The following is a 26053-nucleotide window of genomic DNA, read 5'->3' as shown; positions in this document are numbered from 1 at the left end:
GACTCTCAGGACAGGGGAATAACGGACAACTGGACAACCGACTAGCAGCGAGACACAGCTGGCGAATTACTCTGACTACGAGAAGCGCCCACGCACTATGGGTGCCAATGGCAGGCGAGTCAAGCATTATTTCGCGCCGACCGAAAATAATTCAGGCCAGCAGCCCGGCGCGGCCCAGGGTCCACAGCAGTTGCTGGCAGGCCGGCCGCAGCGCCGCGCGCGCCGGCGCATGGCCCAGCCTTTGCAGCTCGGCCAGCAGCCAGTCGACCAGCTCGTCCAGGGCGCGCGTGCCATCCAGCTGCCGCACCAGCAGCGCGCCGAATTCGTCCAGCTCCACCGCGGCATGGCGCACCGAGGCGAGCACCCGGCCGCGCTTGGCCTGGGCCCGGGCCAGGGCATGGGCCGCCGGCCGCTCGGGCAGGTCGACCGGATAGGTGCGCGCCTCGGCTGCAATGCGCACGCTCTGATAGGCCACGAGGCTGAACCATTCGGTCTTGAACGCGGCCACCTCGCCTATGAACTTCTCATCGCCATGCTCGGCCACCAGGGCGCTGGCCGCCGCCAGCAGCGGGTACCAGCCCAGAGCGGACGGATAGCGCAGGGCCAGGGTCATCGCCGCGGCCTTGGCCAGCGGGTGGGCGATGCGGCATTCGCCGCCGCTGGCGAGACGGAAGCTCTGCGGCCTGTCGCTGGCAAGGTCGATCTCCTCATCCGTATTCAAATCGGCGTGGAAGGCCAGCGCCTCGAAGGCATCCAGATCGGGCGCCACGTTCACCGCCACTTCGCGCCGCACCAGCAGGGTGCGGCGGAATTTGCGCAGGCGGGCGTAGTCCATCAGCTGCTCGACCCGGATGCGGTCGTTCAGGCCGGAAAGCGCGCGCGCGGTCGCATCGCCCAGGGTGGCCGGCAGCATGGTCGAAAGCACGGCGTCGGCCAGGTAGGCCAGGCCCGCGGCATCCGCCCGCGCCATGAACTCGCTGAACCAGAGCGGCTCGTTGGTCTCTTCCAGGTACTCGTGATAGAGGTAGGAGGCCGGCGCACGGCGCAGGTATTCGATCTCCGCCAAAAGGCCGCGGGCCTCGGGCGTGTCCTGCAATTGCAGCGCCGGCGCCAGCAGGTCGAACAGGGCATGGGCCTCGTTCAGCCGCACCGAGGCGCGCGCGCGCTTGTCGCAGAAGGCCAGCAGCATGTCGCGCAACGGGGCGCGGGCGTGCCAGCCGGGCAGGGTGTTGTAGCTCACGTAGGCGATGCCGTGCTGCGCCAGCTGCCGACCGCACACCGCGAGCACCTTGTCCTGCACGACGCGCGGCACCCAGGAATACAGACCGTGGGCGACGATGTAGTCGAATTCGCCCAGGTCGGACAGATCGTCGGTCACGCTGCGGTGCAGCACCCGCACGTTGTTCAGGCCCAGCTCGGCGATCAGCGCATTGGCCTCGTCGACGTGCTGCCGGGCCAGGTCGATGCCGACGAATGAACTGCCCGGCAGATAGAAGGCCATGGGGATCAGGTTGCCGCCGCCGGCGCAGCCCAGCTCCAGCACCCGGCATTGGCCGGCCGGCCGGGCGTTCACCCCGAACAGCCGGGCGATGGCGCGCAGGCCGTCCGGGTGGGTGTCGGTGATCGGCACGCTGTCGTAGGGCAGGTCGTCGTAGCTGGCTAGCGTGGTGTCGGTCATGGTTATCGGTTCGCGCAATCGCCGCATACAATACCGCATCGCCCCCTGGAGACGCACCCGTGTCCACCCTCGACGACCTGCTGCGCCACGGCGCCCACGGCTTCCAGCACAAGCTCGGGCTCGACCCGGCTGCGGCCCGGCTGGAGGCCCAGGCCCTGGCCGCCCACGCCCTCGAGGTCACCCGCGTCTGGCTCGTCGCCCACGGCCGCGACCGCCTGGCCGGCGAGCTCACGGACAAGATCGAGGCCTTGTTCCGCCGCCGCTGCGCGGGCGAGCCGGTGGCCTACCTCATCGGCCGGCGCGAGTTCTACGGGCGCGAATTCCAGGTCGGCCCTTCTGTCCTCATCCCCCGGCCCGAGACCGAGCACCTGGTCGAGGCGGCGCTTACCCGACTGCTCCCCCTCTCCCCCACCCCTCTCCCAAAAGGTGAGGGGAATAAAATTAGCGTGCTCGACATCGGCACCGGCAGCGGCTGCATCGCCATCACCCTGAAGCTGGAGCGGCCCGACCTCAGCGTCACCGCCGTCGATGTAAGCCCCACCGCGCTCAGCCTCGCTCGCGCCAATGCCGAGGCATTGCATGCGGAGATTGAATTCATCGAGAGCGACCTGTTCAGCGCGCTCGCTGGACGCCGGTTCGAACTCATCGTCAGCAACCCGCCCTACATCCCCACAGCCGACGAACATTTGTCTCAAGGCGACCTGCGCTTCGAGCCGAAGAATGCCCTGGCCTCCGGCCCGGACGGGCTCGACGCCATCCGCCTCATCATCGACCAGGCGAAACGCCACCTCGCCCCCGGCGGCTGGCTGCTGTTCGAGCATGGTTACGACCAGGGCGAGGCGGTGCAGGCTTTACTGAAAACGGCGGGCTATGCCGAGGTGTTTCTGGAGCAGGACTTGGCGGGGCAGCCGAGGGTCAGCGGCGGGCATTTATTGTAGGGCGACAATAGGCGAAAGCCGTATTGCGCCGAATGGCGGTATGCCGCATACGGCGCAATGCCCTTCGGTTATTGCGCCCTACCTGAACTCAGCTCAAGTAGTAACCACTTTGGTTGCGAGATAAGCAAGCAGGCCAAGGCCAGTCCAGTGTGACAGAATTGCCAAGACGCCAAATGTCCACAGAATGTAATTGGCCTTCCTGGGCTGCTTCAGTTCGTTCTTTCTTCCTCCCCTGAGCCAACTTAGCCAGTGCCGGCTGTGTAGATCAGAAGCCAAGACGCCGCCAAAAACGACTGCCACTGCAAGAATCATTGAGGCGACAAGAAGAATCCAAGACAAGTGCAATAGATTGAGGCAGGCGGGGAAGAGGACGGGGTGCTCGGGCCGCAGGAATGCTCCAATTGAGAGAGTTAGGGCGCCGCCACTGATAAGTAATATGGCGCGCACCAAACCATCGGCGCGCATTCTTGTGTCGCGTGCGAAGGCGTTATACAACTCCCATGCTTTGTTTCGTTCCTCGGCTTTCTTTACCTCCGGCGGATTCAACCACGAAGTGCAACACGGCTGAATGATTGCATAAAAACCTGATGCGGGGTTTTCCAGCCCAGGCGTTTTCTGGGGCGGTGGTTCAGGCGCTCCATGATCATGGCCAGTTCCTCCTGGGTGACGGTGTGAAAGGGCCTGGATTTGGGCAGGTACTGCCGGATGAGGCCGTTGGTATTCTCGTTCGTGCCGCGTTGCCAGGAGGCATAAGGGTCGGCGAAATAGGACGTGGATTCGAGTGCCCGGTCGATCTCGCCATGGCGGGCGAACTCCAGGCCATTGTCGAAGGTGAGCGTCTTCACCCGGGCCTTGAAGGGTGAAAGCAAGCGGATGATGGCCTCGCTTACCGCCTCGCTGGTCTTGTTGCGCACGTGGGCCAAGAGGCAGAAACCCGACTTGCGCTCGGTGAGGTTGACGATGGCCTGTTTGCGGCCAGCGCCGATGAGGGTGTCACCCTCCCAATGGCCGACCAGGCTGCGCGACTCGACGGCCTGCGGGCGCAAGGCAATCGGCCTGCGACCGGGGATTTGGCCGCGCAGGCTTCGGCCCGAGGCATAGCGTTTGCGACGCTGTTTCTGGCATCGGAGGTGGCGCCACAATGTGCCGCCGGCTCGCTTGTCGGTATAGGCGCGCTGATAGATCGCCTCATGGCTGATCGGCAGATGCGCGGCGATCTGCTCGGGGCTGTGCTGCAGGGCAAGTCGTCTTTGGGCTTCCTCCCATACTTCCGGCAGGATGCGCGGCGCGTTGCGGCTATTGGCCGCCCGCGCCTCGGACAGGCGCTGCGCCTGCCGGGGCCGGTAGCCGCGTAATCCGCTGTTGCGGGCAAGCTCGCGGCTGATGGTGGAAGGGTGGCGGTCGAGCAACTGGGCGATCTCGCGCTGTGTATGGCCGGCTTTGAGGAGGACGTAAATTTGGTATCGTTCGTTCTGGGTCAGATGGGTGTAGTTCATTGGGCAACTTCGACTTGGCGGTTGATGGAGCAAAATGCTCACGCATTCTGACCCACCTTCCAGTTAATCAAAATTGCACTTCGAATTTGAATCCACGTCCAATTCTTGGCTCTTGATATGTAATTCAAGTTCTCTTAGGTTGTCCTCAATCCCCATGGCTACTCCCTATAATATTTGTCTGGCCGTTTACAAACCCCGGGGGTGCTCCTACAAGGCCAGCTTATTTGCTGAGCCGCATCGCTGGAATGGCAAGCAATTCGGCATCACTTTCAGGCTTGCGCTCGGCCTTTGTCTCTTTTCTGGGCCTCATTGCCGGAATGGCCAGCAGATCGGCATCGCTAACCGGCTTACGCTTGGCCTTCGCCTCTGCCGCTGCCTGCTCTTTGGCTGGGTCTTTTTTGCGCTTTACCTTCTTCGGTTGCTTTTTGATGGTGATTACAATGCTATTCTCATCTTCTACCACCTTTACATCATCGGCGAGAGCCGGGAACGCTACTAGACACAACAACAAAACCCATTTTTTCATCGTCTTCCTTTCTCTCCCTCTGGCTAGGGGCTACCTTGTCGCTTGGGGACGCACTGCGGATTATCTGGTAGAGCTCGTAGGGCACATTAGCCGACAGGCGTAATGTGCCGAATGTGCATCGCGTCACCGCACTCAGGCGGCCAACTCCTGCAGCACCTCCGGATGCCGCTCGGCCACCTTGATCAGGGTCTTGGCCGCGCCGCTCGGCTGCTTGCGGCCCTGCTCCCAGTTTTGCAGGGTGCGGACGGAAACGCCGATGAGCGCGGCGAATTGCGACTGGGACAGGCCGGTCTTCCTGCGCGCCTCGATCACCGGCGAGGTGACTACGGCGACCTTGCCGGCCTTCATTTCGCGCACGGACTGCAGCAGTTCGGCGCCGAGGTCGCGCTTGGCTTCGTAGGCGGCCAATTCGGCTGGGCTGAGTTTCTTACTCTTCGAGGGCACGGCGTATCTCCTTCAATTGGGGGCCGGTGAGGTTGTCGGTTTTCGACTTCGCATACAGCGTGAGCAGGACGACCTCGCCTTCGGCGTTGCGAACGAAATAGATCACCCGCACGCCGCCCGATTTGCCCGAACCCGCCCTGCCCCAGCGCACCTTGCGGATGCCGCCGGAGTCGGGCACGACATCACCGGCCTTGGGGTGCTGCGCGATGTAAGCGGCGAAGGCACCGCGTTCCTCTTCCGTCCAGTAGAGGGGCCATTGCCGCTGGAACAACAGGGTTTCGACGACGGTGTGCACGGTTCGTTTATACGCCTTGGGCGTATAGTTGTCCAGCGCCCAACCCCGACCAAAACAAAACGGCCCGCCTGTTGCCGGGCGGGCCGTTTTGTTAACCGCGGGAAGAACGGAAGCTCCCCCTCCCGGCCTCCCCCATAAATGGGGGAGGGGCGCTACCGCCTTAGGCGGCGGCGGCTTCCGGGCTGGTGTGGTAGCGGGTGATCAGCTCGACCTCGTTCTTCGAGCCGAGCACCACGGGCACGCGCTGGTGGATGCCCTTGGGCTGCATCTCCATGATGCGCTCGCGCCCGGTGGTGGCGGCGCCGCCGGCCTGCTCGACGATGAAGCTCATCGGGTTGGCTTCGTACATCAGGCGCAGCTTGCCGCCCTTTTCCTTCAGCTTGCTGTCCATGGGATACATGAAGACGCCGCCGCGGGTGAGGATGCGGTGCACCTCGGCCACCATGGAGGCGACCCAGCGCATGTTGAAGTCCTTGCCGCGCGGGCCGGCCGATCCCTTGAGGCACTCGTCGACATAGCGGCGCACCGGCTCTTCCCAGAAGCGGTAGTTCGACATGTTGATGGCGAACTCCTTGGTGTCGGCCGGGATGGTCATGTTTTCGTGGGTGAGCACGAACTCGCCGACGTTGGGGTCGAGGGTGAAGCCGTTGACGCCGTGGCCGGTGGTCAGCACCAGCATGGTGGACGGGCCGTAGATGGCGTAGCCGGCGCAGACCTGCTTGACGCCGGGCTGCAGGAAGGCCTCGACCGGGGTGGGACCGTCGACGTTCTCGCCGCCCGGGCAGCGCAGGATGGAGAAGATGGAACCGACCGAGACGTTGACGTCGATGTTGGAGGAGCCGTCGAGCGGATCGAACAGCAGCAGGTACTTGCCGCGCGGGTTGCCGGCCGGGATCTGGTAGACCTCGTCCATCTCTTCCGAGGCCATGGCGGCGAGATGCCCCGCCCACTCGTTGCGCTTGAGGAAGATCTCGTTGGACAGCACGTCCATCTTCTTCTGCTCTTCGCCCTGGACGTTCTCGGAACCGGCCGCGCCCAGCACGCCGAGCAGGCCGCCGTGGTTGACGCCGTTGGAGATCATCTTGCAGGCGGTGACGACGTCATTCAACAGGCCGGTGAAGTCGCCGGTGGCGCCTTTGACGTGGCGCTGTTCCTCGATCAGGAATTGGGTCAGGGTGGTACCGATATGCATGCTGCCCTCGCGATGGCTCAAAAATGAAGAATCGCGAATTTTATCAGAGCATTAGGGTTTTTTATAAGCATTCTGTGACTAGGGCGAAATCATCCCCCTCCCTGCCTCCCCCATAAATGGGGGAGGGGTTCGGGCCAAACAGGAGGCGGGCGCGAGGCGTTCCCTCCCCATTCATGGGGAGCCCCCGCTTCGCGAGGATAAAGGCCAGGGTGGGGATTGCCGGAGCGCCCCAGGCTTATTGCGTCGTCAGTTGATCGGACCGCGTGAACGACCAGGTGCGGGTGATGCTGAGGATGTCGACCTTCTTGCGCATCTCGACCGGGAAGGCGGAATAGGGCCCGGCGTTCTCGACGATCTTCACCGCGGCGGCGTCGAGCAGCTTGGAGCCGGAGGGGCGATCGACGTGGACGTCGATCACCCGGCCGTCCGAGCCGATCTCCACGGTCAGCACCAGTGTGCCGTACAGGCCCTGGCGCCGCGCCTCTTCCGGATAGTTGTTGTTGCCGTAGCGCTCGACCTTCAGGCGCCAGTCCTCGACGTAGCGGGCGAAGACGAACTCCTGGGCGCGGGCGCCGACGAAGGCGCGACGCGGTCGGTTCTGGTTGGCCTCCCACTCCTGGTCGATGCGGGCGGCGAGCTTGGCCATCTCCAGGCTGCGGGTGACCAGGTCGGCCGGGGCGACGTTGGGCTCGGGTGGCCGCGGCGCGCTGTCCGGCCGGCTCTTGGGGTCGCGCACGGCGTAATTGGATTTGGCCTGCTGCATGAGCAGCCGGGCCTGTTCCTCCAGGGCCTGAGCCCGGGCGGTCAGGCGGTTCTCGGCCGAGGCGGCGCTGTCCTGGGTGAGCGCGGGCAGGGGGTTTTTCGCCTGCAGCTTGGCGTCGACATCGCCACCGCCGTCGAGGTTGGCCTGGGCCAGCACGTCGGGCTTGAGCGGCTTGTCCGGGCTCATGCTGTTGACCAGCACCACCTCCATGGGCAGCTGGCTTTCGAACAGCTTGGAATTGGCCGGCACGAAGTGGATGCCGAAGATGACGACGACGTGCGCGATGATGGACAGGATGATCGCCTGACTGAAGCGGTCATCCCAATCGGTCGAGGTCATCTGCGTATATGTCACGCGCTGATTATGCCTCCAAACGGGTGACGAACTGGCAGGCCAGCTCAACATCGAGCAGGTCGATGGCACCCACCGTCAGCCGCACCCGCTCGCCCGGGTTGAGCGCCGGGGCGCCGGTGAGCTTGGCGATCAGCGGCATGCCGTCGAAGCGCACCAGGTTCTCGCGCCAGACCGTGGCCTCGGTCTCGTGCACGCCCTCCTGCTGCAGCCAGCGCAGGCACCAGTAGCGCTCCATCCGGCGCTGGAACTCGGCATAGGCGTCGTAGGCCAGCTCGAAGTCGCGCACGTGGGCGAACAACATGGGGTCGTTGCCGGCGTAGGCCGGGGGCTCGCCCCGGCTGACGGCCAGGATCTGGCGCTGGTTGATCAGGTCGACGTAGCGGCGCAGGGGCGAGGTGCTCCAGGTGTAATGCTCGACACCCAGGCCTTCGTGCGGGGCGGGCTTGAGGGTCAAACGCACCTTGCCCTGGATCTGGGCCCGGTAGATGCCGGTCACCCCGCTCTCGGCCAGCAGGCGGCCCCAGCGACTGTTGGCCAGGATCATCAGCTCGGACACCAGCTTGTCGATCGGGTTGCCGCGCACCCGGGGCAGGATCTGCACCCTGTCGTCCTCCACCTTGAACACGTAGTCCAGGCGTTGCACCTGATCGGCCTTGCCGCGCGCCGCCTCCAGGTGACAGGCGAAGCCCCAGAGCCATTCCAGCTCGCGCCGGAAGGGATAGTCCGCGCCACCGGCGCCGATGGTGTCCTCGTTGAACAAGGGCTCGAGGGTTTCGTGCCGCAGGTTGGCGGCGATGCGGATGACGTCGGCCTGGGTCTGCAGCTCGCGGATGCCGTAGTCGGGGCCGACCTCGACATAGAGCGAGAGCGCGGCGCAGTCGCGGTTCTCGGCCAGGGTGTAACGCTCGACCAGGGTCTCCGGCAGCATGGTGATCTTGCCGCCCGGCATGTACACCGTGGACAGCCGGCTGGCGGCGATGCGGTCGAGCTCGCTGCCGGGCGCGATGCCGAGCGCCGGCGCGGCGATGTGGATGCCGACCCGGACCGAGCCGTCGGGCCGGAAGATCACCGAGAAGGCATCATCGATCTCGGTGGTGGCGGCATCGTCGATGCTGAAGGCCGGGGCGTCGCCGGCCGGCAGCTCGGGCGGCGGCGGCGGCGCGTGCAGCTCGGGAAAGCCGATGCCCTTGGGGAAGTGCTCGAGCAGGAAGGCCTGCAAATGGTAGTCGTGGCTGGAGGGGATCGCACCGCAGCGGTCCAGGAGCCGCACCGGGGTGAGGCCGGTTTCGGCGCAGGCCTCGCTCAGGGCCTTGAATTCGAGGCTGTTCTTGTCCGGCTTGTGCAGCAGGTGGAAGACCTGATGGCGGAAGGGTTCGGGCAACTGGCCGGCCTTGAGCTGCGCCACCCATTCGGCCTTCTGCGCCGCCTCGCGCGCGCGCCGCTCGAGCGCGGCCTTGGCCGCGGCCAGGGCCTCGGCCGGCGCCGCCTTGTAGCGGCCCTTGCCCTTTTTGTAGAAGTAGATCGGCGAGCCGTGCAGCTTCATCAGCACCGCCCCGGCCTCGGGCGCGGTGGGCTCGTGGCCGTAATACTCGCGGGCGAGCTCGGCAAAGCCGAATTCGGCCTCGCCCGCCACTTCCCACAAAAAATCGGGGTCGAGCTCTTCGCCCAGCCGGCGCGCGCCCTCCATGGCGGCCGCCGGCGCCGGCTCCTTGAAGCGCAGCAGGATATGCGCGGCCTTCAGCTTGGTCCGCTTGCCGTGCTGCGATTCCAGCTGCACCGAGGCCTCGTTGTCGGCCAGGAGGGTGCCGGCCTTGATGTCGCCATCTTCCTCGTAATAGACGTACATGATGGCGTTCAGAACTCCAGGATGGTCGGGATGTATTCGGCGAAGCGGGAAAAGCCGTGGTCGCCGCCTTCCAGCACCACCTGCCGGGCGCCGGCGAAATAGGCCACCGCCTCGCGGTAGTCGAGCACTTCGTCGCCGGTCTCGACCAGCAAAAGATAGCGCTCGGGTCGGCTGATCGCCGGCACCTTGAGCGCCGCGAGCTCGGCCAGGTGCTGCGCGGTGAATGTGTATGCCTCGCCGCTGTGCCAGTTCTTCTGCATCTTGCCCACTTCGGCCGCCAGCTTTTCGTCGCAGCGCACGCAGGGATTGATCTGCACCGCCTTGAGGCCGTGCCGTTCGGCCAGATAGGTGGCGTAAAAGCCGCCGAGCGAGCTGCCCACCAGCTTGGCCGGGGTCGGGCTTTGGGCGATGAGGTTTTCCAGCAGGGCGATGGCCGCGGCCGGGCGGTGCGGCAGGTCGGGGCAGAGGCAGTCGCCGGCCCGGCCGCGCTCGGCCAGCCAGGCCTGAAGCTCGCGCGCCTTGCCGGACTGCGAGGAGCTGTTGAAGCCGTGGATGTAAATCAGCATGGATGGGCGGCAGCGCGGCGATGCCGCGCAGGAAAAGCCCGAATGCTACCCGAGCTGGCCCTCGGCGTCAGCCGCGCGGTTGCCTGGCCAACCAGGCCTCAAGCTCATCGAGCAGCCGGCCCAGGGCCTGGTTGAAGCCGAGGCTGGCGCCCTTGGCGTCATAGCTGGCGGCCGGCGCCGTCGCCCGGAAGGTCTTTTGCGCGATCAGGCGTCCGGCATCGCGCCGAACCAACTGGACGTCGAGCTCGATCACCGCCTGGCCCGGCTGGCTGGCGGCGTCGTGATACAGCTCGAGCAGGCGCAGGGAGAGCAACTGCTCGCCGGTCAGGCCCTCGCCGACCAGGGCGACCTGGCGATAGTGGCAATCCTGACGCAGGCGGTCGCGCAACAGGTGGCCGATCTGGCTGGTCGGGCGGTCGGTCCACTGGGCGTATTGATAGTGACCTCGGCTGCCGGGGCCGCGGCTGAAGGCGAGATTGGTGCCGTTGTAGAAGGTGGCCGGCATCTGCACGTCGATCAGCAGGCCGAGGCCGCCGGCCGGCTTGGGACAGGGACTGCGGCCACCGGCTTGGCCGCCATGGCCGTTGTCTTCGAGCACGTAGAACTGCTTGGCCTTGGGCTCGACGTCGAGATTGACACAAGCGGCGAGCAGGCCGGCCAAGAGCAAAGCGGACCAGATCTTTTTCATGGTGCCGTCTCCCCCGGGCCCAGACTGTCTTCGGCCGGGCCGAACAGGGCGCCGGCCGGCTCCTTCAAGGTGCGCGCGGCATCGCCCACGGCCTGGCTGGCGTTGCGCAGGGCGCGGCCGGTGGTCTGCAGCTCCTGCAGGCCCAGGTCGGTGGTCAGGCGCAGCTGGGCGGCGGCCTGGCGGGTGTCGTCCAGGGTCGCCTCCAGCTTGGGGCCGAGCCGGGCCAGTTGCTGGTTTGCCTGCACCGCCGCCTCGCGGCTGGCCTTGAGCGTCGCCTGCAACTCGGGCATGCCCCGGGCCACGGCGGCGCTGGTGTCGTTGAGATTGCCCAGGGTCTGCTCGACCGTCGCCAGATTGCGGTCGGACAGCAGGGTGTTGAGCCGACCCAGCGTTTCGTCCGCCCGCTCGGCCACGCCTTCCATGCGCTCGGCGAAGCGGGTGAGCTTGGCCTTGCCTTCGCTCAGCACCGGGTAGGGCTCGCCCTCGGGCGCCTTGGTCAGCAACGGCGCCTTGCCGGCCTGGTTGTTCAGCTCGATGCTGGCCAGGCCGGTGAGCAGGTTGCGGTTGACCATGGCCACGGCGCCCTCCATCACCGGGGCCTTGGCGTTGACCTCGATCACCACGCGCACGTTCTTGGCTTCGGTCGGCAGGATCTGATAGTCCACCACCTTGCCGACCTTGATGCCGTACATCTTCACGTCGCTGTTGAGCTGCAGGCCGTCGAGCGACTGCTGGCGGAAATAGATGGTGAAGCGGTTGAAGTCATGGTTGCCCAGGCCGCCGTGCAGCCAGAGCAGGCCGGCGGCGACCAGTGCGAGCAGGCCGACGATGACGGCACCGACCCAGGCGTAGCGCGCTTCCGATTCCATGCCTCCCCCTATCCGCCGCGATGCGGCACATGGGCTGAAAAATACGACTGAATCCAGGGCTCGGCAACCTTGGCCACCTCGGCCACCGGCCCGTCGGCGATGACCTTGCCGCCGCTCAACACGATCACCCGGTCGACCACGCCCCAGAGGGTGTCGAGATCGTGGGTGTTCATGTAGACGGTGAGGCCGAAACTGTCGCACAGGGTGCGCACCGTCTGGTCGAAGGCGCGGGCGGCGATGGGATCGAGGCCCGAGGTCGGCTCGTCGAGGAAGAGTATCTCCGGCTCCAGCGCCAGGGCGCGGGCCAGGGCGGCGCGCTTGCGCATGCCGCCGGACAGTTCGGCCGGCAGCTTGTTCAGCGCCGCCAGCGGCAGGCCGGCCAGGCTCAGGCGGAACTCGACCAGCTGCTGGACCAGGTGCCGGGGCAGCCGGGTGTGCTCGCGCAGCGGCGCGGCGACGTTCTCGGCCACGGTGAGCGAGGAGAACAGGGCGCCATCCTGGAACAGCACGCCGAAGCGCTGGCGCAGTTTATTCAGCGTTGGATGATCGGCGACGCCGACATCGACCCCGAGCAGGCGGGCGCGGCCGGCGGTGGGCCGCATGAGTCCGATCAATTCATTGAGCAGCACGGTCTTGCCGCTGCCGCTGCCACCGATGAGGGCGACCAGCTCGCCCCGGCGCACCTTGAAGCCGATGCCGTCGTGGACCCAGACCCCGCCCAGACGGGTGCGGATGCCTTCGGCCTCGATCACGCATGGCGCCCCGGCGTCGCCATGCGACACCGCGTCCCCCTCCCCCTTTGGGGGAGGGCCGGGGTGAGGGAAACGGGCAGGGCCCTGACCGTTCGGGTTCACAGGTCGAGCTCGCTCAGCAGGATGGCGAAGAAGGCGTCGATCACGATCACCGCGACGATGCTCTGGACCACGGTGGCGGTGGTGGCGAGGCCGACGCTGCGGGCATCGCGGCTGACCCGCAGGCCGTTGTGGCAGGCGATGAGGCCGATGGCGGCGGCGAAGAACGGCGCCTTGCCCAGGCCGATGATCACGGTCTTCATCTTGAGCACCGCCTGCATGCGCTCGAGGAAGGCGAGGTGGCCGATGTCGAGCTGGACATCGGCGACCAGCATGGCGCCGTAAATGCCGGCCAGCCCGCCGACGAAGGTGAGCAGGGGCATGACCAGGACGAGGGCGAGCAGGCGCGGCAGCACCAGCACCTGGAAGGCCGACAGGCCGAGGGTGATGATGGCGGCGATCTCGTCGGCGACCTTCATGGCGCCGATCTGGGCGGTGAAGGCGGCGCCCGAGCGGCCGGCCAGCAGCACCGCCACCAGCACGGGCGCCAGCTCGCGGAAGATGCCGAGGCTGGCGGCATCGACGATGAAGATGTTGGCGCCGAACTTCTGGATCTGGATGCCGGTGAGATAGGCGATGACCATGCCGATCAGGAAGTTCATCGCCATCACGATGGGGATGGCGCGCAGCCCCACCTGCTCGAGCTGGACGAACAGCTCGCGCGGCCGCATCTGGCGCGGCTGGTAGAGGGCATGGGCGAAGGTGGCCGCGGCGTGGCCGAGAAAACGCAGGCGGCTGTGGGCATCGCTCAGCTGCATCGACACCCAGCGGCCGAGCCGGGCCAGGCGGCCCAGTTCCTGGCGCGGCTGGTAGACCGCCTGCTCGAAACGCTCGTCGACCAGGTTGAGCAGCTCGACCTGGCGCGGCGGAATGGCCTGGAAGCGGACGTTGGCCCAGGCCACGCCGGCCTGCCAGAGCCGGCGCACCAGCAGCATGGCGCCGGCGCTGTCGAGTGCCGCAAGTTCGCTGCCGTCGAGGGTGACGATGGCGTCGCGCGGGATGCTGAGGCCGGGAATGGCGGCATCGAGGACGGCGAGCTCGTCCAGGCACCAGCGGCCGCGCAGGCTCAGGGTGCAGCCCGCGGCCTCTTGCCGCAGTTGATGCCAGGGTGTGGATGCCGCCGCTTGTGCGCCCAAGCCAGCTCCCGCTTAGTGGGCCAACCTCGCCAGCAGTTTGTCGTGAATGCCGCCGAAGCCGCCGTTGCTCATGATCAGCACATGGTCGCCGCTCTTGGCCGCGCGCGCAATGGCCTCGATCAGGGCATCGAGGTCCTGCTGGACCATGGCCTTGTCGCCCAGGGGCGCCAGGGCACCGGCCACGTCCCAGTCGACCCCGCCGGCATAACAGAACACCGCATCGGCACCCTTGAGGCTGGCGGGCAGCTGGGCCTTCATGGTGCCGAGCTTCATGGTGTTGGAGCGCGGCTCCAGCACCGCCAGGATGCGGGCGCCGTCCACCTTGGCGCGCAGGCCGGCCACGGTGGTCTCGATCGCGGTCGGGTGGTGGGCGAAGTCGTCGTAGACGGTGATGCCATTCACTTCGCCGCGCAGCTCCAGCCGCCGCTTCACGTTCTGGAAGCGGCCCAGGGCCTCGATCGCCGCCTTGACCGGCACCCCGGCGTGACGGGCGGCGGCGATCGCCGCCAGGGCGTTCATCCGGTTGTGCTCACCCAGGAGTTCCCACTCGACCCGGCCCTGCAGCTGGCCGCAGAACAGCACGTCGAAGGCGTTCGGCCCCTGCTCGACGGCCTGCCATCCCCCTCCCTGCCCTCCCCCACAAGTGGGGGAGGGTAACTGCCCTTGGCCCCCTCTTTCGCAAGCGGGAGAGGGCTGGGGCGAGGAGGAACCAAAACGCTCCACCGGCGTCCAGCAGCCGCGGGCGAGCACCCGCTCCAGGCTCGCCTCGCGGCCGTTGGCGATGATGAGGCCGTTGCCCGGTACCGTGCGCACCAGATGGTGGAACTGGGTCTCGATCGCGCCGAGGTCCGGGAAGATGTCGGCGTGGTCGTATTCCAGGTTGTTCAGCACCACCGTGCGCGGCCGGTAGTGGACGAACTTGGAGCGCTTGTCGAAGAAGGCGGTGTCGTATTCGTCCGCCTCGATGACGAAGAAGGGCGATTCGGTGAGCCGGGCGGAGACCCCGAAGTTGCGCGGCACGCCGCCGACCAGATAGCCGGGGTTCAGCTTGGCGTCTTCCAGAATCCAGGCCAGCATGCCCGAGGTGGTGGTCTTGCCGTGGGTGCCCGCGACGGCAAGCACCCATTTGCCTGGTGTGCGCACGTTTTGGCTTCGGCCGCCGCTCTGCGGCTTAACATGCGCTTCGCGCATATTAGCCTGCGCCGAAACATCCTGGGGTCCCAGGATGTTTTCATACAACCACTGCGGGCCGGAGATGTAGGGCAGGCCGCGGTCGAGGATGGCCTCCATCAGGGGCTGCTTGCCGCGGGTGACCACGTTGCCGATGACGTAGACATCGGGCTTGAGTTCGACCTGCTCGGCGCCGAAACCCTGGATCAGCTCGATGCCTTGGGCTTCGAGCTGGGTGCTCATCGGCGGATAGACATTGGCGTCGCAGCCGGTGACCCGGTGGCCCGCCTGCTTGGCGATGACGGCGATGCCGCCCATGAAGGTGCCGCAGATGCCGAGGATGTGAATGTGCATTTGTAGTTATCGAATCAGAAAATCCGTGGGCGCATTATCCACCATGAAGCCGCGCCCAGCGTGCAGGATGCCTCTATTCATGTTTGCCATAGGCCCGCTCGACCTTGGCCACGCGCACCTCGTAGTCTTCGTACCAGGCACGCTTGCCCTTCTCCTGGGCGACAAGATGTTCCGCGTTCACCTGCCAATGCCTGATCGCCTCAATCGAGGCCCAGTAGGAGACCGTGATGCCGAAGCCGTCCTGCTCGCGCGCGCTTTCCATGCCAAGGAAGCCGGGTTGCGCTGCCGCCAGCTCGACCATCCTCTCGGCCATTTGCCTGTAGCCCTCATCGCCGGGGCTGCGCCGCGAGGAAAAGATCACGGCGTAATAAGGTGGCTCCGGCGTCCTGGCGATGCCCGGCACGATTACACCCCTGCCGCCTGCCGGTCAGCATGATAGGAACTGCGCACCATCGGCCCGCAGGCGGCATTCCTGAATCCCATCGCATAGGCCTGCCGTTCGAACTCGGCGAACTGCTCGGGCGTGACGTAGCGCTCTACAGACAAATGGTGGCCCGAGGGCTGCAGATACTGGCCGATGGTGAGCATGTCCACATCGTGCGCGCGCAGGTCGCGCATGACCTCGATGACTTCTGCGTCGGTCTCGCCCAGGCCGAGCATGATGCCGGACTTGGTCGGCACGTTCGGCAGCCGCGCCTTGAACTCCTGCAGCAGCTTCAAGGAATGGGCGTAATCGGCGCCCGGCCGGCAGGCCTTGTAGAGGCGGGGCACGGTCTCCAGGTTGTGATTCAGCACGTCCGGCGGCGTGGCGGCCAGGATGTCGAGGGCGACCTCGAGCCGGCCGCGGAAGTCCGGCGTCAGGATCTCGATCCGGGTGCCGGGCGAGGCCTCGCGCACGGCGCGGATGCAGTCGGCGAAGTGCTGGGCGCCGCCGTCTCTGAGGTCGTCGCGATCGACGCTGGTGATGACCACGTATTTGAGCCGCATCGCGGCCACGGTCTCGGCCAGGTGGGCCGGCTCCTTGGGATCGGGCGGCAAGGGTTTGCCATGGCCGACGTCGCAGAAGGGACAGCGCCGGGTGCATAGGTCGCCCAGGATCATGAAGGTGGCGGTGCCGTGGCGGAAGCACTCGCCCAGATTGGGGCAGGAGGCCTCCTCGCACACGGTGTGCAGGCCCTTGTCGCGCAGCACGGCTTTCAACTCGGCCACCTCGGGCGCATTGGGCGACTTGGCGCGGATCCAGGCCGGCATCTTGAGCCGGGGCTTGGCCACCACCTTGATCGGGATGCGCGCGGTCTTGGCCCGGCCCTTGTGCAGTTCTAAATCGGCCATATCTGGAAATGTCTTGAAAAACCGCATTTTACGGCAATCGGCTATCATGACCCGCCTTTTCAACCTCCCCACCCCTGCCCTCCCCACAAGTGGGGAGGGAGTTTTGCACCTCCCCACTCGTGGGGGGAGGCCGGGAGGGGCTCAATCCAGGCCCAGCCTCAGACCCCTCCCCCATTTATGGGGGAGGTCGGGAGGGGCTCAAACCCAGCCCAGCCTCAGACCCCTCCCCCATTTATGGGGGAGGTCGGGAGGGGGAGCTTGTGAATTGTCCGCATAGATGAACGAACCCATTCCTGTCACGCTTTTGACGGGTTTTAGCTCCGGCCGGCCTGCGGCCTTTAACATGCCTTCGGCATGTTAGCCTGCACTGAAACCCGTCAGGGCCTGAGTTAACACTACATCATCTCGACTATGAACGATCCCATTCCTGTCACGCTTTTGACGGGTTTTCTGGGCAGCGGCAAGACCACCCTGCTCAACCACCTGCTGCGCCAGCTGCCGCTCACCGCCGTGGTGATGAACGAGTTCGGCGAGATCGGCCTCGACCATCAGCTTTTGGAAGAGAGCCGCGGCCCGCTCGCCCTGCTCTCGGGCGGCTGCGTCTGCTGCCAGGTGCAGGGCTCGCTCGCGCCCACCCTGAAGAACCTGTACATGGCACGCGAGAAGGGCGAGATCCCGAAATACGAGCGCATCATCATCGAGACCACGGGCATCGCCGATCCGGCGCCCATCCTCGACACCTTATTGAATGACCGCTGGCTGGCCAGGCGTCACCAGCTCGACGGCGTGGTCACCACGGTGGACGCGGTGCTGGCCGAGCCGCAGCTCGACAGTTATTTCGAGGCGGTGCGCCAGGTGGCGGTGGCCGACCGGCTGCTCATCACCAAGAGCGACCTGGCCGGGCCCGAGCTGACCGAGGCGGCCAGGGCCAGGGTGGCGGCGCTCAACCCGGCCGCCCCCATCCACACCGTGCTCAAGGGCGAGATCGATCCCGCACTCATCCTCCACGTCGGCCTCTACGACCCGGAGCGCAAGCACCCGGACGTGCGCCGCTGGCTCAACGCCGAGCGCTACAAGCCGGCACGCGCGGCCGGCCTGCTGGGCAAGCCGGCGACGGCCGGGCTGCACGACGAGCGCATCCGCGCCTTCAGCCTGCGTTTCGACCGGCCCCTGGATTGGACCGGGGTGCACAGCGCCCTGGAGATGCTCACCGCCTTTCGCGCCCAGAACCTGTTGCGCATGAAGGCCATCGTCAACATCCAGGGCGAGCCGGGGCCGGTGGTGCTGCATGCGGTGCAGCACGTGGTCTATCCCCCGGAGCGCCTGACGGCCTGGCCGGATGCCGACCACAGCAGCCGTTTTGTCTTTATCGTCAGCGACTTGGAAGAGGCCTTCGTGGCCAAGCTGCTGGACGACTTCACCCAGGCGGCCGGCCAGGGGGTTCTCAATCGACCATCCGTGGCATAATGCACCGCCAATTTTGTACCTTCATACAAAAGCAGGAGGAACGCCGTGGCTACTGCAAGCAAGAAGGCATCCGCTAAGGCCGGCAGCAAACCCGCTGCCAAGAAGGCCGCGCCCGCGAAAGCGGGCAAGCCCGTGGCCAAGAAGGCGGCACCGGTGAAGGCCAGCGCCAGCAAGAAGGCGGCGCCCGCGAAGGCGAGCAAGCCGGCGACCAAGAAGGCCGCCCCCGCCAAGGCGAGCAAGCCCGCTGCCAAGAAACCGATGCCGGCCAAGGCCAGCACAGCCAAGAAGGCGGCGCCCGCGAAGGCGAGCAAGCCGGCGGCGAAAAAGGTCGTGGCCAGCAAGGCCGCCCCTGCCAAGAAGGTCAGCCCCACCCAGGCCGTTGCCAAGCCAGCGGCCAAGAAGCCGGCACCCGCCAAGGCCGCCGCCAAGCCGGTGGCCAAGAAACCGGTGCCAGTGAAAGCAACCCCGACCGTGAAGAAAGCAACACCTGCCGTGACCAAGACTGCAACCGCCGCCCCGGCCAAGCCGGCCAAGGCCGCTCCTACCAGCCAGCCCAACGCCTCCGGCCTGAGCGAGGCCGATATCCTGAAGATGTCCGACAAGGACTACATGAACGACAAGCAGCTCGGCTTCTTCAAGGCCAAGCTCTTGGAGATGCGTGCCGAGATTCTGGACAACGCGCGCGAGACCGGCGAGCACCTCAAGGAAAACGAGGTCTTCGCCGACCCCAACGACCGCGCCACGGTGGAAGAAGAGAACATGCTCGAGCAGCGCGTGCGCGACCGCGAGCGCAAGCTCCTGAAGAAGATCGAATCCGCCCTGCGCCGCATCGAGTCGGGCGAATACGGCTACTGCCTGGAGACCGGCGAGCCGATCGGCTTGGCCCGCCTGATCGCCCGGCCGACCGCCGAGTTGTCGATCGAGGCCCAGGAGAAGCACGAGCGGCGCGAGCGGCTGTTCGCCGACTGAAACCCGGCCGCCCGGCCGCCGCCGTGGCACAAGCATCGTGCTGAACCTGGAAACCTGGGAGTTCCTCAGCTACGTCGTCACGGTGGTCGGCCTGCCCCTGGCCATCTTCGTCTTCCTCTGGGAGCAGCGGCGCGAGCGCCTGGCCGAAGAGGAAGAGCTGCACCAGCGACTGTCCAACGCCTACACCGATTTCCTCAAGCTGCTGCTGGACAACGCCGACCTCCACCTGCTGCGGCAGCGGGCCGAGCCACCGGTGCTGAGCGAGGAACAGGAGGAGCGCCGCTTCCTGCTGTTCGGTATCCTGATCTCCATCTTCGAGCAGGCTTACGTCATGGTCCATGAAGCGCGCATGAGCCACCAGCGCCAGCGCCTGTGGCAGAACTGGGCCGACTACATGGAGGAATGGTGTGCCCGCGCCGACTTCCGTGCCGCCCTGCCCGAACTGCTGCGCGGCGAGGACCCCGAGTTCGCCGACTACCTGCGCCGCATGGCGGCATCGGCCCAGACCAAGCAACCATGAACCCCATCCAACGCCTGCTCGTCGGCCTGATCCGCCTCTACCAGATCGCCCTGTCGCCCTACTTCGGCAGCCAGTGCCGGTTCACGCCGACCTGCTCCGAATACGCCAAGGAGGCGGTGAAGCGACACGGCGCGCTCAAGGGCGGCTGGCTGGCGATCCGCCGCATCGGCCGCTGCCACCCCTATCACCCCGGCGGCCACGACCCGGTGCCGCCGCCGAAGTAAGACCGGCAGCCGTTATAATCCAGCCATGATCGGCCAGGCCCTGCGCATTTTCTCGCTGCTCCTGCTCCTGCTCGCCCTGCAGTGGGGCGGAGCGGCGCATGCGCTCTCCCATTTCGACGACGACCACGATCGTGCGCACACTCCCTGCGAGCTGTGCGTGGCCTATGCCGCACTCGACCACGGCCTGGCCGACACCACGGCCAAGCCCGAGGCCGTTGCCCAGGCCTATCCACTCGTCCAGTCCTCGGCCTATCGGGCGCTGCAGGCCGTCGAGGCCCGGCCCTACCTCAGCCGCGCCCCGCCCACCCACCTCATCTGAACTCTCGACCCGACCGACGTCACCACGCCGGTCGATTGCATTGTCGTTCATGATGAGGATGACCCATGTTCAAGCGCACCCTGCTTGCTTGCGCCCTTCTGACTGTGGCGCAGCCCAGTTCCGCCGAAGGCGATCTCGATGCCATCCGCCAGGAGATCGCCCAGATGAAGGCCCAATATGAGGCCCGCATCGCTGCCCTGGAGGCCAGGCTGAAAGAAGCCGAGGGCCGGCCCGTCGGCAGCACCGCCAACACCGCGGCCAGCCACGATCACGACCACGGCCGTGGCTTCAACCCCGATGTTTCGCTGATCCTGCAGGGCCAGTATGCCCAGCGCAAGGACATCCCGGAACGCACCATCACCGGCTTCCTGCCGGCCGGCCACGTCCACGGCAGCGAGCGTGGCTTCAGCGTCGACCACACCGAGCTGGTGCTGAGCGCCGACATCGACCCGACCTTCCGCGGCTATGCCAACTTCGCCCTGATCGACCAGAGCGTGTCAGTGGAAGAGGCCTGGTTCCAGACCCTGGGGCTGGGCGAGGGCTTCAGCCTGAAGGCCGGCCGCTTCTATTCCGGCCTGGGCTATCTCAATGAGCGCCATCCCCACGCCTGGGACTTCGCCGACGCCCCGCTGATGTACCAGGCCCTGTTCGGCGAGCGCTTCGCCCACGACGGCATGCAGCTCAAATGGCTGGCGCCGACCGAGACCTTCCTCGAATTCGGTGTCGAGGCCGGCAACGGCAATGCCTTCCCCGGCGCCAACGGCAACAGCAGCGGCATCGGCGCCTTCAGCACCTTCGCCAAGATCGGCGGCGATCTTGGCGCCTCCCACAGCTGGCGCGCGGGCCTGGCCTATCTCTCGGCCAATCCCAAGGCGCGCACGGCGCACTGGGAAGACGCCAACGGCGACGCGGTGGGCACGACCTTCACCGGCGATTCCAAGGCCTGGATCGCCGACTTCGTCTGGAAATGGGCGCCCCAGGGCAATCCGAAGACGCGCAACCTGACCTTGCAGGCGGAGTATTTCCGGCGCGAGGAATCGGGCCGGCTTGCCTGCGACGGCGCCGGCACCCTGTGCGCGGGCGATCCCAGCGATCGCCACCGCTCCAAGCAGTCCGGCTGGTATGCCCAGACCGTCTACCAGTTCATGCCACGCTGGCGTGCCGGCCTGCGCTATGAGCGGCTCGACTCCGGCACGCTCGACTTCGGCGGCCTGCCGCTGGATGCGCCCGACTACAACCCGGACAAGACGAGCCTGATGCTCGACTGGTCGCCCTCGGAGTTCTCCCGCATCCGCCTGCAGTTCGCGCGCGACCGCTCGATGCAGGGCATCGACGAAAACCAGGTGACCTTGCAGTACATCATGAGCCTGGGCGCCCACGGCGCGCATAAGTTTTAGGAGGCGAACATGCGCAAGTACTTGTTGCTTTGTCTTGCCGCGCTGGCGTGGCCGGCCCAGGCCGCGCTCAAGGTGCTGGCCTGCGAGCCGGAGTGGGCGGCCCTGGTCACGGAACTGGCGGGCGAGCGTGCGGAGGTGGCTGCGGCCACCAGCGCCTGGCAGGACCCGCACCGGATCGAGGCCCGACCCTCGTTGATCGCCCGTGCCCGCCGGGCCGACCTCGTGGTCTGCACCGGCGCCGGGCTGGAGATCGGCTGGCTGCCGGTGCTGCTGCGGGAATCGGCCAACCCCCGCATCCAGCCCGGCCGGCCCGGCTATTTCCTGGCGGCCGATTTCGTCGCCCTGCTCGACAAGCCGCAGCGCGTGAGCCGGGCCGAGGGCGATGTCCACCCCGAGGGCAACCCGCACATCCAGACCGACCCGCGCCAGATCGCGCGCGTGGCCGAGGCCCTGGCCCAGCGCCTGGCCCGGCTCGAGCCGGATCAGGCGGCCTGGTACCAGGCCCGGCACGCCGACTTCACCCGGCGCTGGCAGGCCGCGCAACAGCGCTGGGAGACCCGGGCGGCCCGGCTCAGGGGCGTGCGCGTGGTGTCGCAGCACAACGGCTTTCCCTATCTCTACCAGTGGCTGGGGCTGGTCGAGGTGGCCACGCTCGAGCCCAAGCCGGGACTGGAGCCCTCGGTCGCCCACCTGGGCGCGGTCACCGAGGCGCTCAAGGCCCGGCCCGCCAGCCTGATCGTGCGCGCCGCCTATCAGCCGGCGCGGCCGAGCGAGTGGCTGGCCGAGCGCACCGGCCTGCCGATCGCGGTGCTGCCCTTCACCGTGGGCGGCTCGGACCGGGCGAGCGATCTCTTCGGCCTGTTCGACGACACCCTGGACCGCCTCTTGGCGGCGGCGCGATGAACTGGCAACTCGATCTGCCGCTGCTCGCCGCACCCTGGCTCGCCGGCCTCTTGGTGCTGGCCAGCCATGTGCCGCTGGGGCGCGAGGTGTTGCGCCGCGGCGTGGTCTTCGTCGATCTGGCCGTGGCCCAGATCGCCGGCCTGGGCGTGATTGCCGCCCACGCTTTGGGCTGGGAGCCGGCCGGCTGGCGCGTGCAGGCCGCCGCCTTCGGCGCGGCGCTCGTCGGTGCCGGGCTGCTGGCCTGGCTCGAGCGCCGCTGGCCGCATCTGGCCGAGCCGCTGATCGGCGTGGGCTTCGTGCTCGCCGCCAGCCTGGCCGCCCTGGTCTCGGCCCACGACCCGCATGGCGGTGAACATCTGCGCGATCTGCTGGTCGGCCAGATCCTTTGGGTGAACTGGCCCCAGGTGGCCTGGCTCGGCCTGCTCACCGGCCTGGCCCTGCTTGCCTGGCGCGTTTTGCAGGGCCGGCGCTGGGGTTTCTATCCGGTGCTGGCCCTGTGCGTCACCGCCTCGGTGCAGGTGGTCGGGGTCTGGCTGGTGTTCGCCAGCCTGATCCTGCCCGCGCTCGCCGTCGGCCGGCGGCGCGGCGGCGCGGCCTGGGGCATCGGCCTCGGGCTCGGCGCGCTCGGCTATGGTGCCGGGCTCGCTCTGTCGGCCTGGCTCGACTGGCCAGCCGGTGCGGTGATCGTGCTCATGCTCGCCCTCTGCGCCCTGTTCGCCGCGCGTATAATCGCGGCATCCCGCAACGACTGAAGCCCATCCCATGCGCAGCGACACCTGGCACGGCACCACGATCCTCAGCGTCCGCAAGGGCGAGGCCGTCGCCATGGGCGGCGACGGCCAGGTGACTCTGGGCAACGTGGTGATCAAGGCCACCGCGCGCAAGGTGCGACGGCTGTATCAGGACAAGGTGCTGGCCGGCTTCGCCGGCGGCACGGCCGATGCCTTCACCCTGTTCGAGCGCTTCGAGGCCAAGCTGGAGAAGCATCAGGGCCAGCTGGTGAAGAGCGCGGTGGAACTGGCCAAGGACTGGCGCACCGACCGCATGCTGCGCCGGCTCGAGGCCATGCTGATCGTGGCGGACAAGACGGCCACCCTGGTCATCACCGGCAGCGGCGACGTGCTGGAGCCGGAATACGGCATCGCCGCCATCGGCAGCGGCGGCGCCTATGCCCAGGCCGCGGCCCGGGCCCTGATCGATCACAGCGCGCTGGCGCCGCGCGAGATCGTCGAGAAATCGCTGGAGATCGCCGGCGACATCTGCATCTATACCAACCGCAATTTCACCATCGAGACTTTGTAAGCGCCGGACGGCGGCGGCTTCGTCGCGCCGGCTTCAATCGTCGGCACCGACCGGCTTCTTGCCCAGTTTCCGCTGCAGGGTGCGCCGGTGCATCTTGAGCGCGCGCGCCGTGGCGGAGATGTTGCCGTCGTGCTCGGCCAGCACCCGCTGGATGTGTTCCCATTCCAGCCGCTTCACCGGCAGCGGCGCCTCGGCCGGTTCCACCCCGGCATCGCCCTGGTCGCGCTGCAGGGCGGCGAGGATCGCGTCGACCTCGGCCGGCTTGACCAGGTAGTGCGTGGCGCCGAGCTTGATCGCCTCGACCGCGGTGGCGATGCTGGCATAGCCGGTCATAAGCACGATGCGCATGTCCGGCCTGAGCGCCTTCAGGCGTTCGATCAGCGTGAGGCCGGACTCGCCCGGCAGGCGCAGATCGAGCACGGCCGCCTCGGGCGGCTGCGCCTCGGCCAGCTGCCAGGCCGCTTCGACATCGGCCGCCTGGCGCACCGTCAGGCCGCGCCGGCTGAGGGCGCGCGCCAGCACCAGGCGCAGGGCCTCGTCGTCGTCGACCAGCAGCAGGTCCTTGAACGGCAGCTTTTTCATCGCGCCTTTAGGGCAATCAAGGGCACGGTCACCCGGGCCAGGCTGCCGCCGCTTGCGCGCGGCAGCAGGGTCGCTTCGCCGCCCAGGTGCTCGATGCCGGCATGGGTGAGCAAGAGGCCAATGCCGCGGCCCGTGCCCTTGCTGCTCCAGGCCAGGCGGCCGGCCGCCTCGGCCAGTTCCGGACTCAGGCCCGGACCGCGGTCGAGCACGCGCACCTGCAGGCGCGTGGCATCCCACTCGGCCTCGATCGCCACATCATCGGGCGAGGCATCGGCCGCATTGTTGTAAAGACTCACCAGGGCCTGGGCCAGCACCGGGTCGGGCCGGATCGACGGCACCGGCCGTACCCCTTCGATCCGGCGAACCACGACGATGCTCGGCCGCATCAGCTGCCAATGTTCGATGGTTTCGTTCAGCCAGGCGTCGAGCGGCACCGGCGCGAGTTCGCGGCCGACGCCGGCGCTGACGGTGAGCCGGGTGAGCAGGGTCTTGCAGCGCTCGGCCTGCTGGATGAGCAGGTCCAGGCCCTCGACCAGTTCGCCGTCCTGCCGGTGCTCCTCCTTCAATTCGCGGGCCAGCACGGTCATGGTCGCCAGCGGGGTCGACAGCTCGTGAGCGGCACCGGCGGCCTGCATGCCGAGAGCGAAAACGCCGGCGTCGCGCAACGCCCTCTCGCGCTCGGCCGCCAGCTCCTGCTCGCGTCGGCGCAGACTGCCGGCCAGCTGCACGACGAACCAGGCGACCAGGGCGGCACTGATCAAGAAGTTGAACCACATGCCGAGCAGGTGCAGGTTGAAGGCATCGAGCTCGCCTGCCGCCGGCAGCGGCACATGCCAGACGATGAGCAGGCTGTAGACGGTGCCGGTGAACAGGGCGGCGAGCCAGGCGTAGCCGGCCGACAGCGCGGTGGCGGCGAGAATGACCGGCAGCAGCAAGAGCGAGACGAAGGGATTGGCATAACCGCCGCTGAAGAAGAGCTGGCCGGCCAGGGCCATGGTGTCGGCGGCGAGCTGGGTGAACACCTCCGGCTGGCTCGCCGGCCAGGGCTGTTTCAAGCGCCACCAGGTCAACGCATTCAGCAGCAGCAGCAAGCCGGTAATGGTCAGCATGGGCGCCAACGGCAAGGGCATGCCCAGGCCGAGGACGACCACGACGATGGCCAGCAGCTGGCCGACGATGGCCAGATTGCGCAGCCAGGCCAGGCGCCGAAGCAGGGTCGCGGCCGGGGCCGGGGGGTCTCGGGTCAACATGGCCGCATTGTACTGTCCCGTCGCGGCGCCGCGCGGTGCGACGAAATGCCGCAGCCGTTGCTAGTGGTTTTCCCTACAATTGCGGCATTCGATGCGCACCCTTCAGGAGAAACCTATGTCTTTGCGCCACTGGATTGTCTTTGCCGGCCTGCTCGTCTCGACCGCCGCCAGCGCGGCGGGGATCAAGATCGAGAACGCCTGGGCCCGGGCCACGGCCCCCGGCCAGAAAGTCGGCGGTGCCTTCCTCACCCTGACCGCCGATACCGATGCCGCCCTGGTCGGCGCCGCCAGCCCGGTGGCGACCGAGGTCGAGCTGCACAGCATGGCCATGGACAAGGGCGTGATGGTGATGCGCCGCATGGAGCGGATCGACCTGCCCATGGGCAAGGCGGTGACCCTGGAGCCGGGCGGCCTGCACATCATGCTGATCGGGCTCAAGGCCCCGCTCAAGGTCGGCGAACCGCTGCCGCTGGTGCTGACGGTGCGCGATGCCAAGGGCAAGACACAACAGATCAAGGTCTCGGCCGAGGTGCGCGAGCCGGGCGGCATGCCCATGCAGCACGGCCATCAGCACTGAGCCTCGCGCCCACAACGAAAAAGCCGGCAATGCCGGCTTTTTCGT

The 26053-nt window shown here is 67.1% G+C and carries 30 protein-coding genes; 11 read left to right on the top strand and 19 right to left on the bottom strand.

Annotation, left to right across the window (positions count from 1 at the left end):
* Positions 1-151 precede the first annotated feature (151 nt).
* On the bottom strand, positions 152-1678 hold the full coding sequence (locus EL388_RS00875) for a methyltransferase regulatory domain-containing protein (protein ID WP_165919085.1): 1527 nt from the start codon (positions 1676-1678) through the stop codon (positions 152-154).
* 59 nt (positions 1679-1737) lie between these two features.
* Here EL388_RS00875 and prmC point away from each other — a divergent pair, with 59 nt between their 5' ends.
* Positions 1738-2616, top strand: coding sequence for a peptide chain release factor N(5)-glutamine methyltransferase (prmC, locus tag EL388_RS00870; protein WP_232019144.1), 879 nt, complete (start codon positions 1738-1740; stop codon positions 2614-2616).
* A 93-nt stretch (positions 2617-2709) separates the two neighbouring features.
* Here prmC and EL388_RS00865 read toward each other — a convergent pair whose 3' ends face one another.
* The 16 genes from EL388_RS00865 to lipA all read right to left on the bottom strand — a co-directional run bounded on the left by EL388_RS00865 (position 2710) and on the right by lipA (position 16498).
* Positions 2710-3081, bottom strand: coding sequence for a hypothetical protein (locus EL388_RS00865; RefSeq protein WP_126458245.1), 372 nt, complete (start codon positions 3079-3081; stop codon positions 2710-2712).
* A gap of 77 nt (positions 3082-3158) precedes the next feature.
* Positions 3159-4112 carry an IS30 family transposase gene (locus EL388_RS00860; RefSeq protein WP_126458242.1) on the bottom strand — a complete coding sequence of 318 codons (954 nt, stop codon included), beginning with the start codon at positions 4110-4112 and terminating at the stop codon, positions 3159-3161.
* A 220-nt stretch (positions 4113-4332) separates the two neighbouring features.
* Positions 4333-4638 carry a hypothetical protein gene (locus EL388_RS00855; protein ID WP_126458239.1) on the bottom strand — a complete coding sequence of 102 codons (306 nt, stop codon included), beginning with the start codon at positions 4636-4638 and terminating at the stop codon, positions 4333-4335.
* A 132-nt stretch (positions 4639-4770) separates the two neighbouring features.
* Positions 4771-5082 carry a helix-turn-helix domain-containing protein gene (locus EL388_RS00850; protein WP_126458236.1) on the bottom strand — a complete coding sequence of 104 codons (312 nt, stop codon included), beginning with the start codon at positions 5080-5082 and terminating at the stop codon, positions 4771-4773.
* A complete protein-coding gene (locus EL388_RS00845) occupies positions 5066-5377 on the bottom strand; it encodes a type II toxin-antitoxin system RelE/ParE family toxin (RefSeq protein WP_126458233.1) in 312 nt (103 codons plus the stop codon). Before EL388_RS00845 ends, EL388_RS00850 begins: the two co-directional genes overlap by 17 nt.
* Before the next feature lie 160 nt (positions 5378-5537).
* A complete protein-coding gene (locus EL388_RS00840; protein ID WP_172599372.1) occupies positions 5538-6569 on the bottom strand; it encodes a class 1 fructose-bisphosphatase in 1032 nt (343 codons plus the stop codon).
* A gap of 235 nt (positions 6570-6804) precedes the next feature.
* Positions 6805-7686 carry an energy transducer TonB gene (locus tag EL388_RS00835; protein ID WP_165919206.1) on the bottom strand — a complete coding sequence of 294 codons (882 nt, stop codon included), beginning with the start codon at positions 7684-7686 and terminating at the stop codon, positions 6805-6807.
* A 7-nt stretch (positions 7687-7693) separates the two neighbouring features.
* Positions 7694-9532, bottom strand: coding sequence for a ribonuclease catalytic domain-containing protein (locus EL388_RS00830; protein ID WP_126458227.1), 1839 nt, complete (start codon positions 9530-9532; stop codon positions 7694-7696).
* 8 nt (positions 9533-9540) lie between these two features.
* Positions 9541-10098, bottom strand: coding sequence for a YqiA/YcfP family alpha/beta fold hydrolase (locus EL388_RS00825; RefSeq protein ID WP_126458224.1), 558 nt, complete (start codon positions 10096-10098; stop codon positions 9541-9543).
* A 67-nt stretch (positions 10099-10165) separates the two neighbouring features.
* Positions 10166-10786, bottom strand: a complete 621-nt coding sequence (locus EL388_RS00820; protein ID WP_126458221.1) for an ABC-type transport auxiliary lipoprotein family protein — start codon at positions 10784-10786, stop codon at positions 10166-10168.
* Complete coding sequence (locus tag EL388_RS00815) at positions 10783-11655, bottom strand: MlaD family protein (protein WP_126458218.1); 873 nt, start codon at positions 11653-11655, stop codon at positions 10783-10785. Before EL388_RS00815 ends, EL388_RS00820 begins: the two co-directional genes overlap by 4 nt.
* Positions 11656-11663: 8 nt before the next feature.
* Positions 11664-12437 carry an ABC transporter ATP-binding protein gene (locus tag EL388_RS00810; protein WP_126458215.1) on the bottom strand — a complete coding sequence of 258 codons (774 nt, stop codon included), beginning with the start codon at positions 12435-12437 and terminating at the stop codon, positions 11664-11666.
* A gap of 68 nt (positions 12438-12505) precedes the next feature.
* Entirely contained in the window at positions 12506-13642 is a 1137-nt protein-coding gene (locus EL388_RS00805; RefSeq protein ID WP_126458212.1) for an ABC transporter permease, read from the bottom strand.
* Positions 13643-13654: 12 nt separating this feature from the next.
* Positions 13655-15166, bottom strand: coding sequence for a Mur ligase domain-containing protein (locus EL388_RS00800; RefSeq protein WP_126458209.1), 1512 nt, complete (start codon positions 15164-15166; stop codon positions 13655-13657).
* A gap of 73 nt (positions 15167-15239) precedes the next feature.
* The gene (locus EL388_RS00795; protein WP_338057674.1) at positions 15240-15527 is read right to left on the bottom strand and encodes an antibiotic biosynthesis monooxygenase family protein; all 288 of its coding nucleotides are present in this window, start codon (positions 15525-15527) and stop codon (positions 15240-15242) included.
* A 44-nt stretch (positions 15528-15571) separates the two neighbouring features.
* A complete protein-coding gene (lipA, locus tag EL388_RS00790; RefSeq protein WP_126458204.1) occupies positions 15572-16498 on the bottom strand; it encodes a lipoyl synthase in 927 nt (308 codons plus the stop codon).
* 411 nt (positions 16499-16909) lie between these two features.
* Here lipA and EL388_RS00785 point away from each other — a divergent pair, with 411 nt between their 5' ends.
* The 9 genes from EL388_RS00785 to hslV all read left to right on the top strand — a co-directional run bounded on the left by EL388_RS00785 (position 16910) and on the right by hslV (position 23599).
* On the top strand, positions 16910-17965 hold the full coding sequence (locus tag EL388_RS00785; protein WP_126458201.1) for a CobW family GTP-binding protein: 1056 nt from the start codon (positions 16910-16912) through the stop codon (positions 17963-17965).
* 591 nt (positions 17966-18556) lie between these two features.
* Positions 18557-18934 (top strand): RNA polymerase-binding protein DksA, encoded by a 378-nt coding sequence (dksA, locus tag EL388_RS14020; RefSeq protein WP_197721841.1) that lies wholly within the window; start codon positions 18557-18559, stop codon positions 18932-18934.
* 37 nt (positions 18935-18971) lie between these two features.
* Positions 18972-19454, top strand: coding sequence for a hypothetical protein (locus EL388_RS00775; protein WP_126458195.1), 483 nt, complete (start codon positions 18972-18974; stop codon positions 19452-19454).
* The gene (gene yidD / locus EL388_RS00770; RefSeq protein WP_126458192.1) at positions 19451-19678 is read left to right on the top strand and encodes a membrane protein insertion efficiency factor YidD; all 228 of its coding nucleotides are present in this window, start codon (positions 19451-19453) and stop codon (positions 19676-19678) included. Before EL388_RS00775 ends, yidD begins: the two co-directional genes overlap by 4 nt.
* A gap of 25 nt (positions 19679-19703) precedes the next feature.
* Positions 19704-19997 (top strand): hypothetical protein, encoded by a 294-nt coding sequence (locus EL388_RS00765; protein WP_126458189.1) that lies wholly within the window; start codon positions 19704-19706, stop codon positions 19995-19997.
* Between the two features lie 65 nt (positions 19998-20062).
* Positions 20063-21394 (top strand): porin family protein, encoded by a 1332-nt coding sequence (locus EL388_RS00760; RefSeq protein WP_126458186.1) that lies wholly within the window; start codon positions 20063-20065, stop codon positions 21392-21394.
* A 9-nt stretch (positions 21395-21403) separates the two neighbouring features.
* Positions 21404-22297: a metal ABC transporter substrate-binding protein gene (locus tag EL388_RS00755; RefSeq protein WP_126458182.1), complete on the top strand. Its 894-nt coding sequence runs from the start codon at positions 21404-21406 to the stop codon at positions 22295-22297.
* On the top strand, positions 22294-23049 hold the full coding sequence (locus tag EL388_RS00750) for a metal ABC transporter permease (RefSeq protein WP_126458179.1): 756 nt from the start codon (positions 22294-22296) through the stop codon (positions 23047-23049). The genes EL388_RS00755 and EL388_RS00750 overlap by 4 nt, the downstream gene beginning before the upstream one ends.
* Before the next feature lie 10 nt (positions 23050-23059).
* Positions 23060-23599: an ATP-dependent protease subunit HslV gene (gene hslV, locus EL388_RS00745; protein WP_126458176.1), complete on the top strand. Its 540-nt coding sequence runs from the start codon at positions 23060-23062 to the stop codon at positions 23597-23599.
* 33 nt (positions 23600-23632) lie between these two features.
* On the opposite strand, the gene EL388_RS00740 is transcribed toward hslV, so the two are convergent.
* Positions 23633-24181, bottom strand: coding sequence for a response regulator transcription factor (locus EL388_RS00740; protein ID WP_126458173.1), 549 nt, complete (start codon positions 24179-24181; stop codon positions 23633-23635).
* On the bottom strand, positions 24178-25431 hold the full coding sequence (locus EL388_RS00735; protein WP_126458170.1) for an ATP-binding protein: 1254 nt from the start codon (positions 25429-25431) through the stop codon (positions 24178-24180). The genes EL388_RS00740 and EL388_RS00735 overlap by 4 nt, the downstream gene beginning before the upstream one ends.
* Positions 25432-25546: 115 nt before the next feature.
* Between EL388_RS00735 and EL388_RS00730 the strand changes: the two genes are divergently transcribed.
* Entirely contained in the window at positions 25547-26008 is a 462-nt protein-coding gene (locus EL388_RS00730) for a copper chaperone PCu(A)C (RefSeq protein ID WP_126458167.1), read from the top strand.
* The last annotated feature ends 45 nt before the right edge of the window (positions 26009-26053 follow it).

It is taken from the genome of Sulfuritortus calidifontis (assembly GCF_003967275.1).
In the GTDB taxonomy this organism is placed as follows: Bacteria; Pseudomonadota; Gammaproteobacteria; order Burkholderiales; family Thiobacillaceae; genus Sulfuritortus; species Sulfuritortus calidifontis.
Note: the sequence above shows the minus strand (reverse complement) of the source record. Positions and strands in the feature narration are given on the sequence as shown.

Excerpts from the sequence above, each read along its gene's own strand:
- lipA (WP_126458204.1), bottom strand. The coding sequence starts at position 16,498 with ATGGCCGATTTAGAACTGCACAAGGGCCGGGCCAAGACCGCGCGCATC.
- EL388_RS00750 (WP_126458179.1), top strand. The coding sequence starts at position 22,294 with ATGAACTGGCAACTCGATCTGCCGCTGCTCGCCGCACCCTGGCTCGCC.
- EL388_RS00875 (WP_165919085.1), bottom strand. The coding sequence starts at position 1,678 with ATGACCGACACCACGCTAGCCAGCTACGACGACCTGCCCTACGACAGC.
- EL388_RS00855 (WP_126458239.1), bottom strand. The coding sequence starts at position 4,638 with ATGAAAAAATGGGTTTTGTTGTTGTGTCTAGTAGCGTTCCCGGCTCTC.
- EL388_RS00815 (WP_126458218.1), bottom strand. The coding sequence starts at position 11,655 with ATGGAATCGGAAGCGCGCTACGCCTGGGTCGGTGCCGTCATCGTCGGC.
- EL388_RS00820 (WP_126458221.1), bottom strand. The coding sequence starts at position 10,786 with ATGAAAAAGATCTGGTCCGCTTTGCTCTTGGCCGGCCTGCTCGCCGCT.
- hslV (WP_126458176.1), top strand. The coding sequence starts at position 23,060 with ATGCGCAGCGACACCTGGCACGGCACCACGATCCTCAGCGTCCGCAAG.
- EL388_RS00760 (WP_126458186.1), top strand. The coding sequence starts at position 20,063 with ATGTTCAAGCGCACCCTGCTTGCTTGCGCCCTTCTGACTGTGGCGCAG.
- EL388_RS00825 (WP_126458224.1), bottom strand. The coding sequence starts at position 10,098 with ATGCTGATTTACATCCACGGCTTCAACAGCTCCTCGCAGTCCGGCAAG.
- EL388_RS00755 (WP_126458182.1), top strand. The coding sequence starts at position 21,404 with ATGCGCAAGTACTTGTTGCTTTGTCTTGCCGCGCTGGCGTGGCCGGCC.
- yidD (WP_126458192.1), top strand. The coding sequence starts at position 19,451 with ATGAACCCCATCCAACGCCTGCTCGTCGGCCTGATCCGCCTCTACCAG.
- EL388_RS00740 (WP_126458173.1), bottom strand. The coding sequence starts at position 24,181 with ATGAAAAAGCTGCCGTTCAAGGACCTGCTGCTGGTCGACGACGACGAG.
- dksA (WP_197721841.1), top strand. The coding sequence starts at position 18,557 with ATGTCCGACAAGGACTACATGAACGACAAGCAGCTCGGCTTCTTCAAG.
- EL388_RS00840 (WP_172599372.1), bottom strand. The coding sequence starts at position 6,569 with ATGCATATCGGTACCACCCTGACCCAATTCCTGATCGAGGAACAGCGC.
- EL388_RS00765 (WP_126458189.1), top strand. The coding sequence starts at position 19,704 with ATGATCGGCCAGGCCCTGCGCATTTTCTCGCTGCTCCTGCTCCTGCTC.
- EL388_RS00800 (WP_126458209.1), bottom strand. The coding sequence starts at position 15,166 with ATGCACATTCACATCCTCGGCATCTGCGGCACCTTCATGGGCGGCATC.
- EL388_RS00730 (WP_126458167.1), top strand. The coding sequence starts at position 25,547 with ATGTCTTTGCGCCACTGGATTGTCTTTGCCGGCCTGCTCGTCTCGACC.
- EL388_RS00785 (WP_126458201.1), top strand. The coding sequence starts at position 16,910 with ATGAACGATCCCATTCCTGTCACGCTTTTGACGGGTTTTCTGGGCAGC.
- EL388_RS00735 (WP_126458170.1), bottom strand. The coding sequence starts at position 25,431 with ATGTTGACCCGAGACCCCCCGGCCCCGGCCGCGACCCTGCTTCGGCGC.
- EL388_RS00865 (WP_126458245.1), bottom strand. The coding sequence starts at position 3,081 with ATGCGCGCCGATGGTTTGGTGCGCGCCATATTACTTATCAGTGGCGGC.
- EL388_RS00860 (WP_126458242.1), bottom strand. The coding sequence starts at position 4,112 with ATGAACTACACCCATCTGACCCAGAACGAACGATACCAAATTTACGTC.
- EL388_RS00830 (WP_126458227.1), bottom strand. The coding sequence starts at position 9,532 with ATGTACGTCTATTACGAGGAAGATGGCGACATCAAGGCCGGCACCCTC.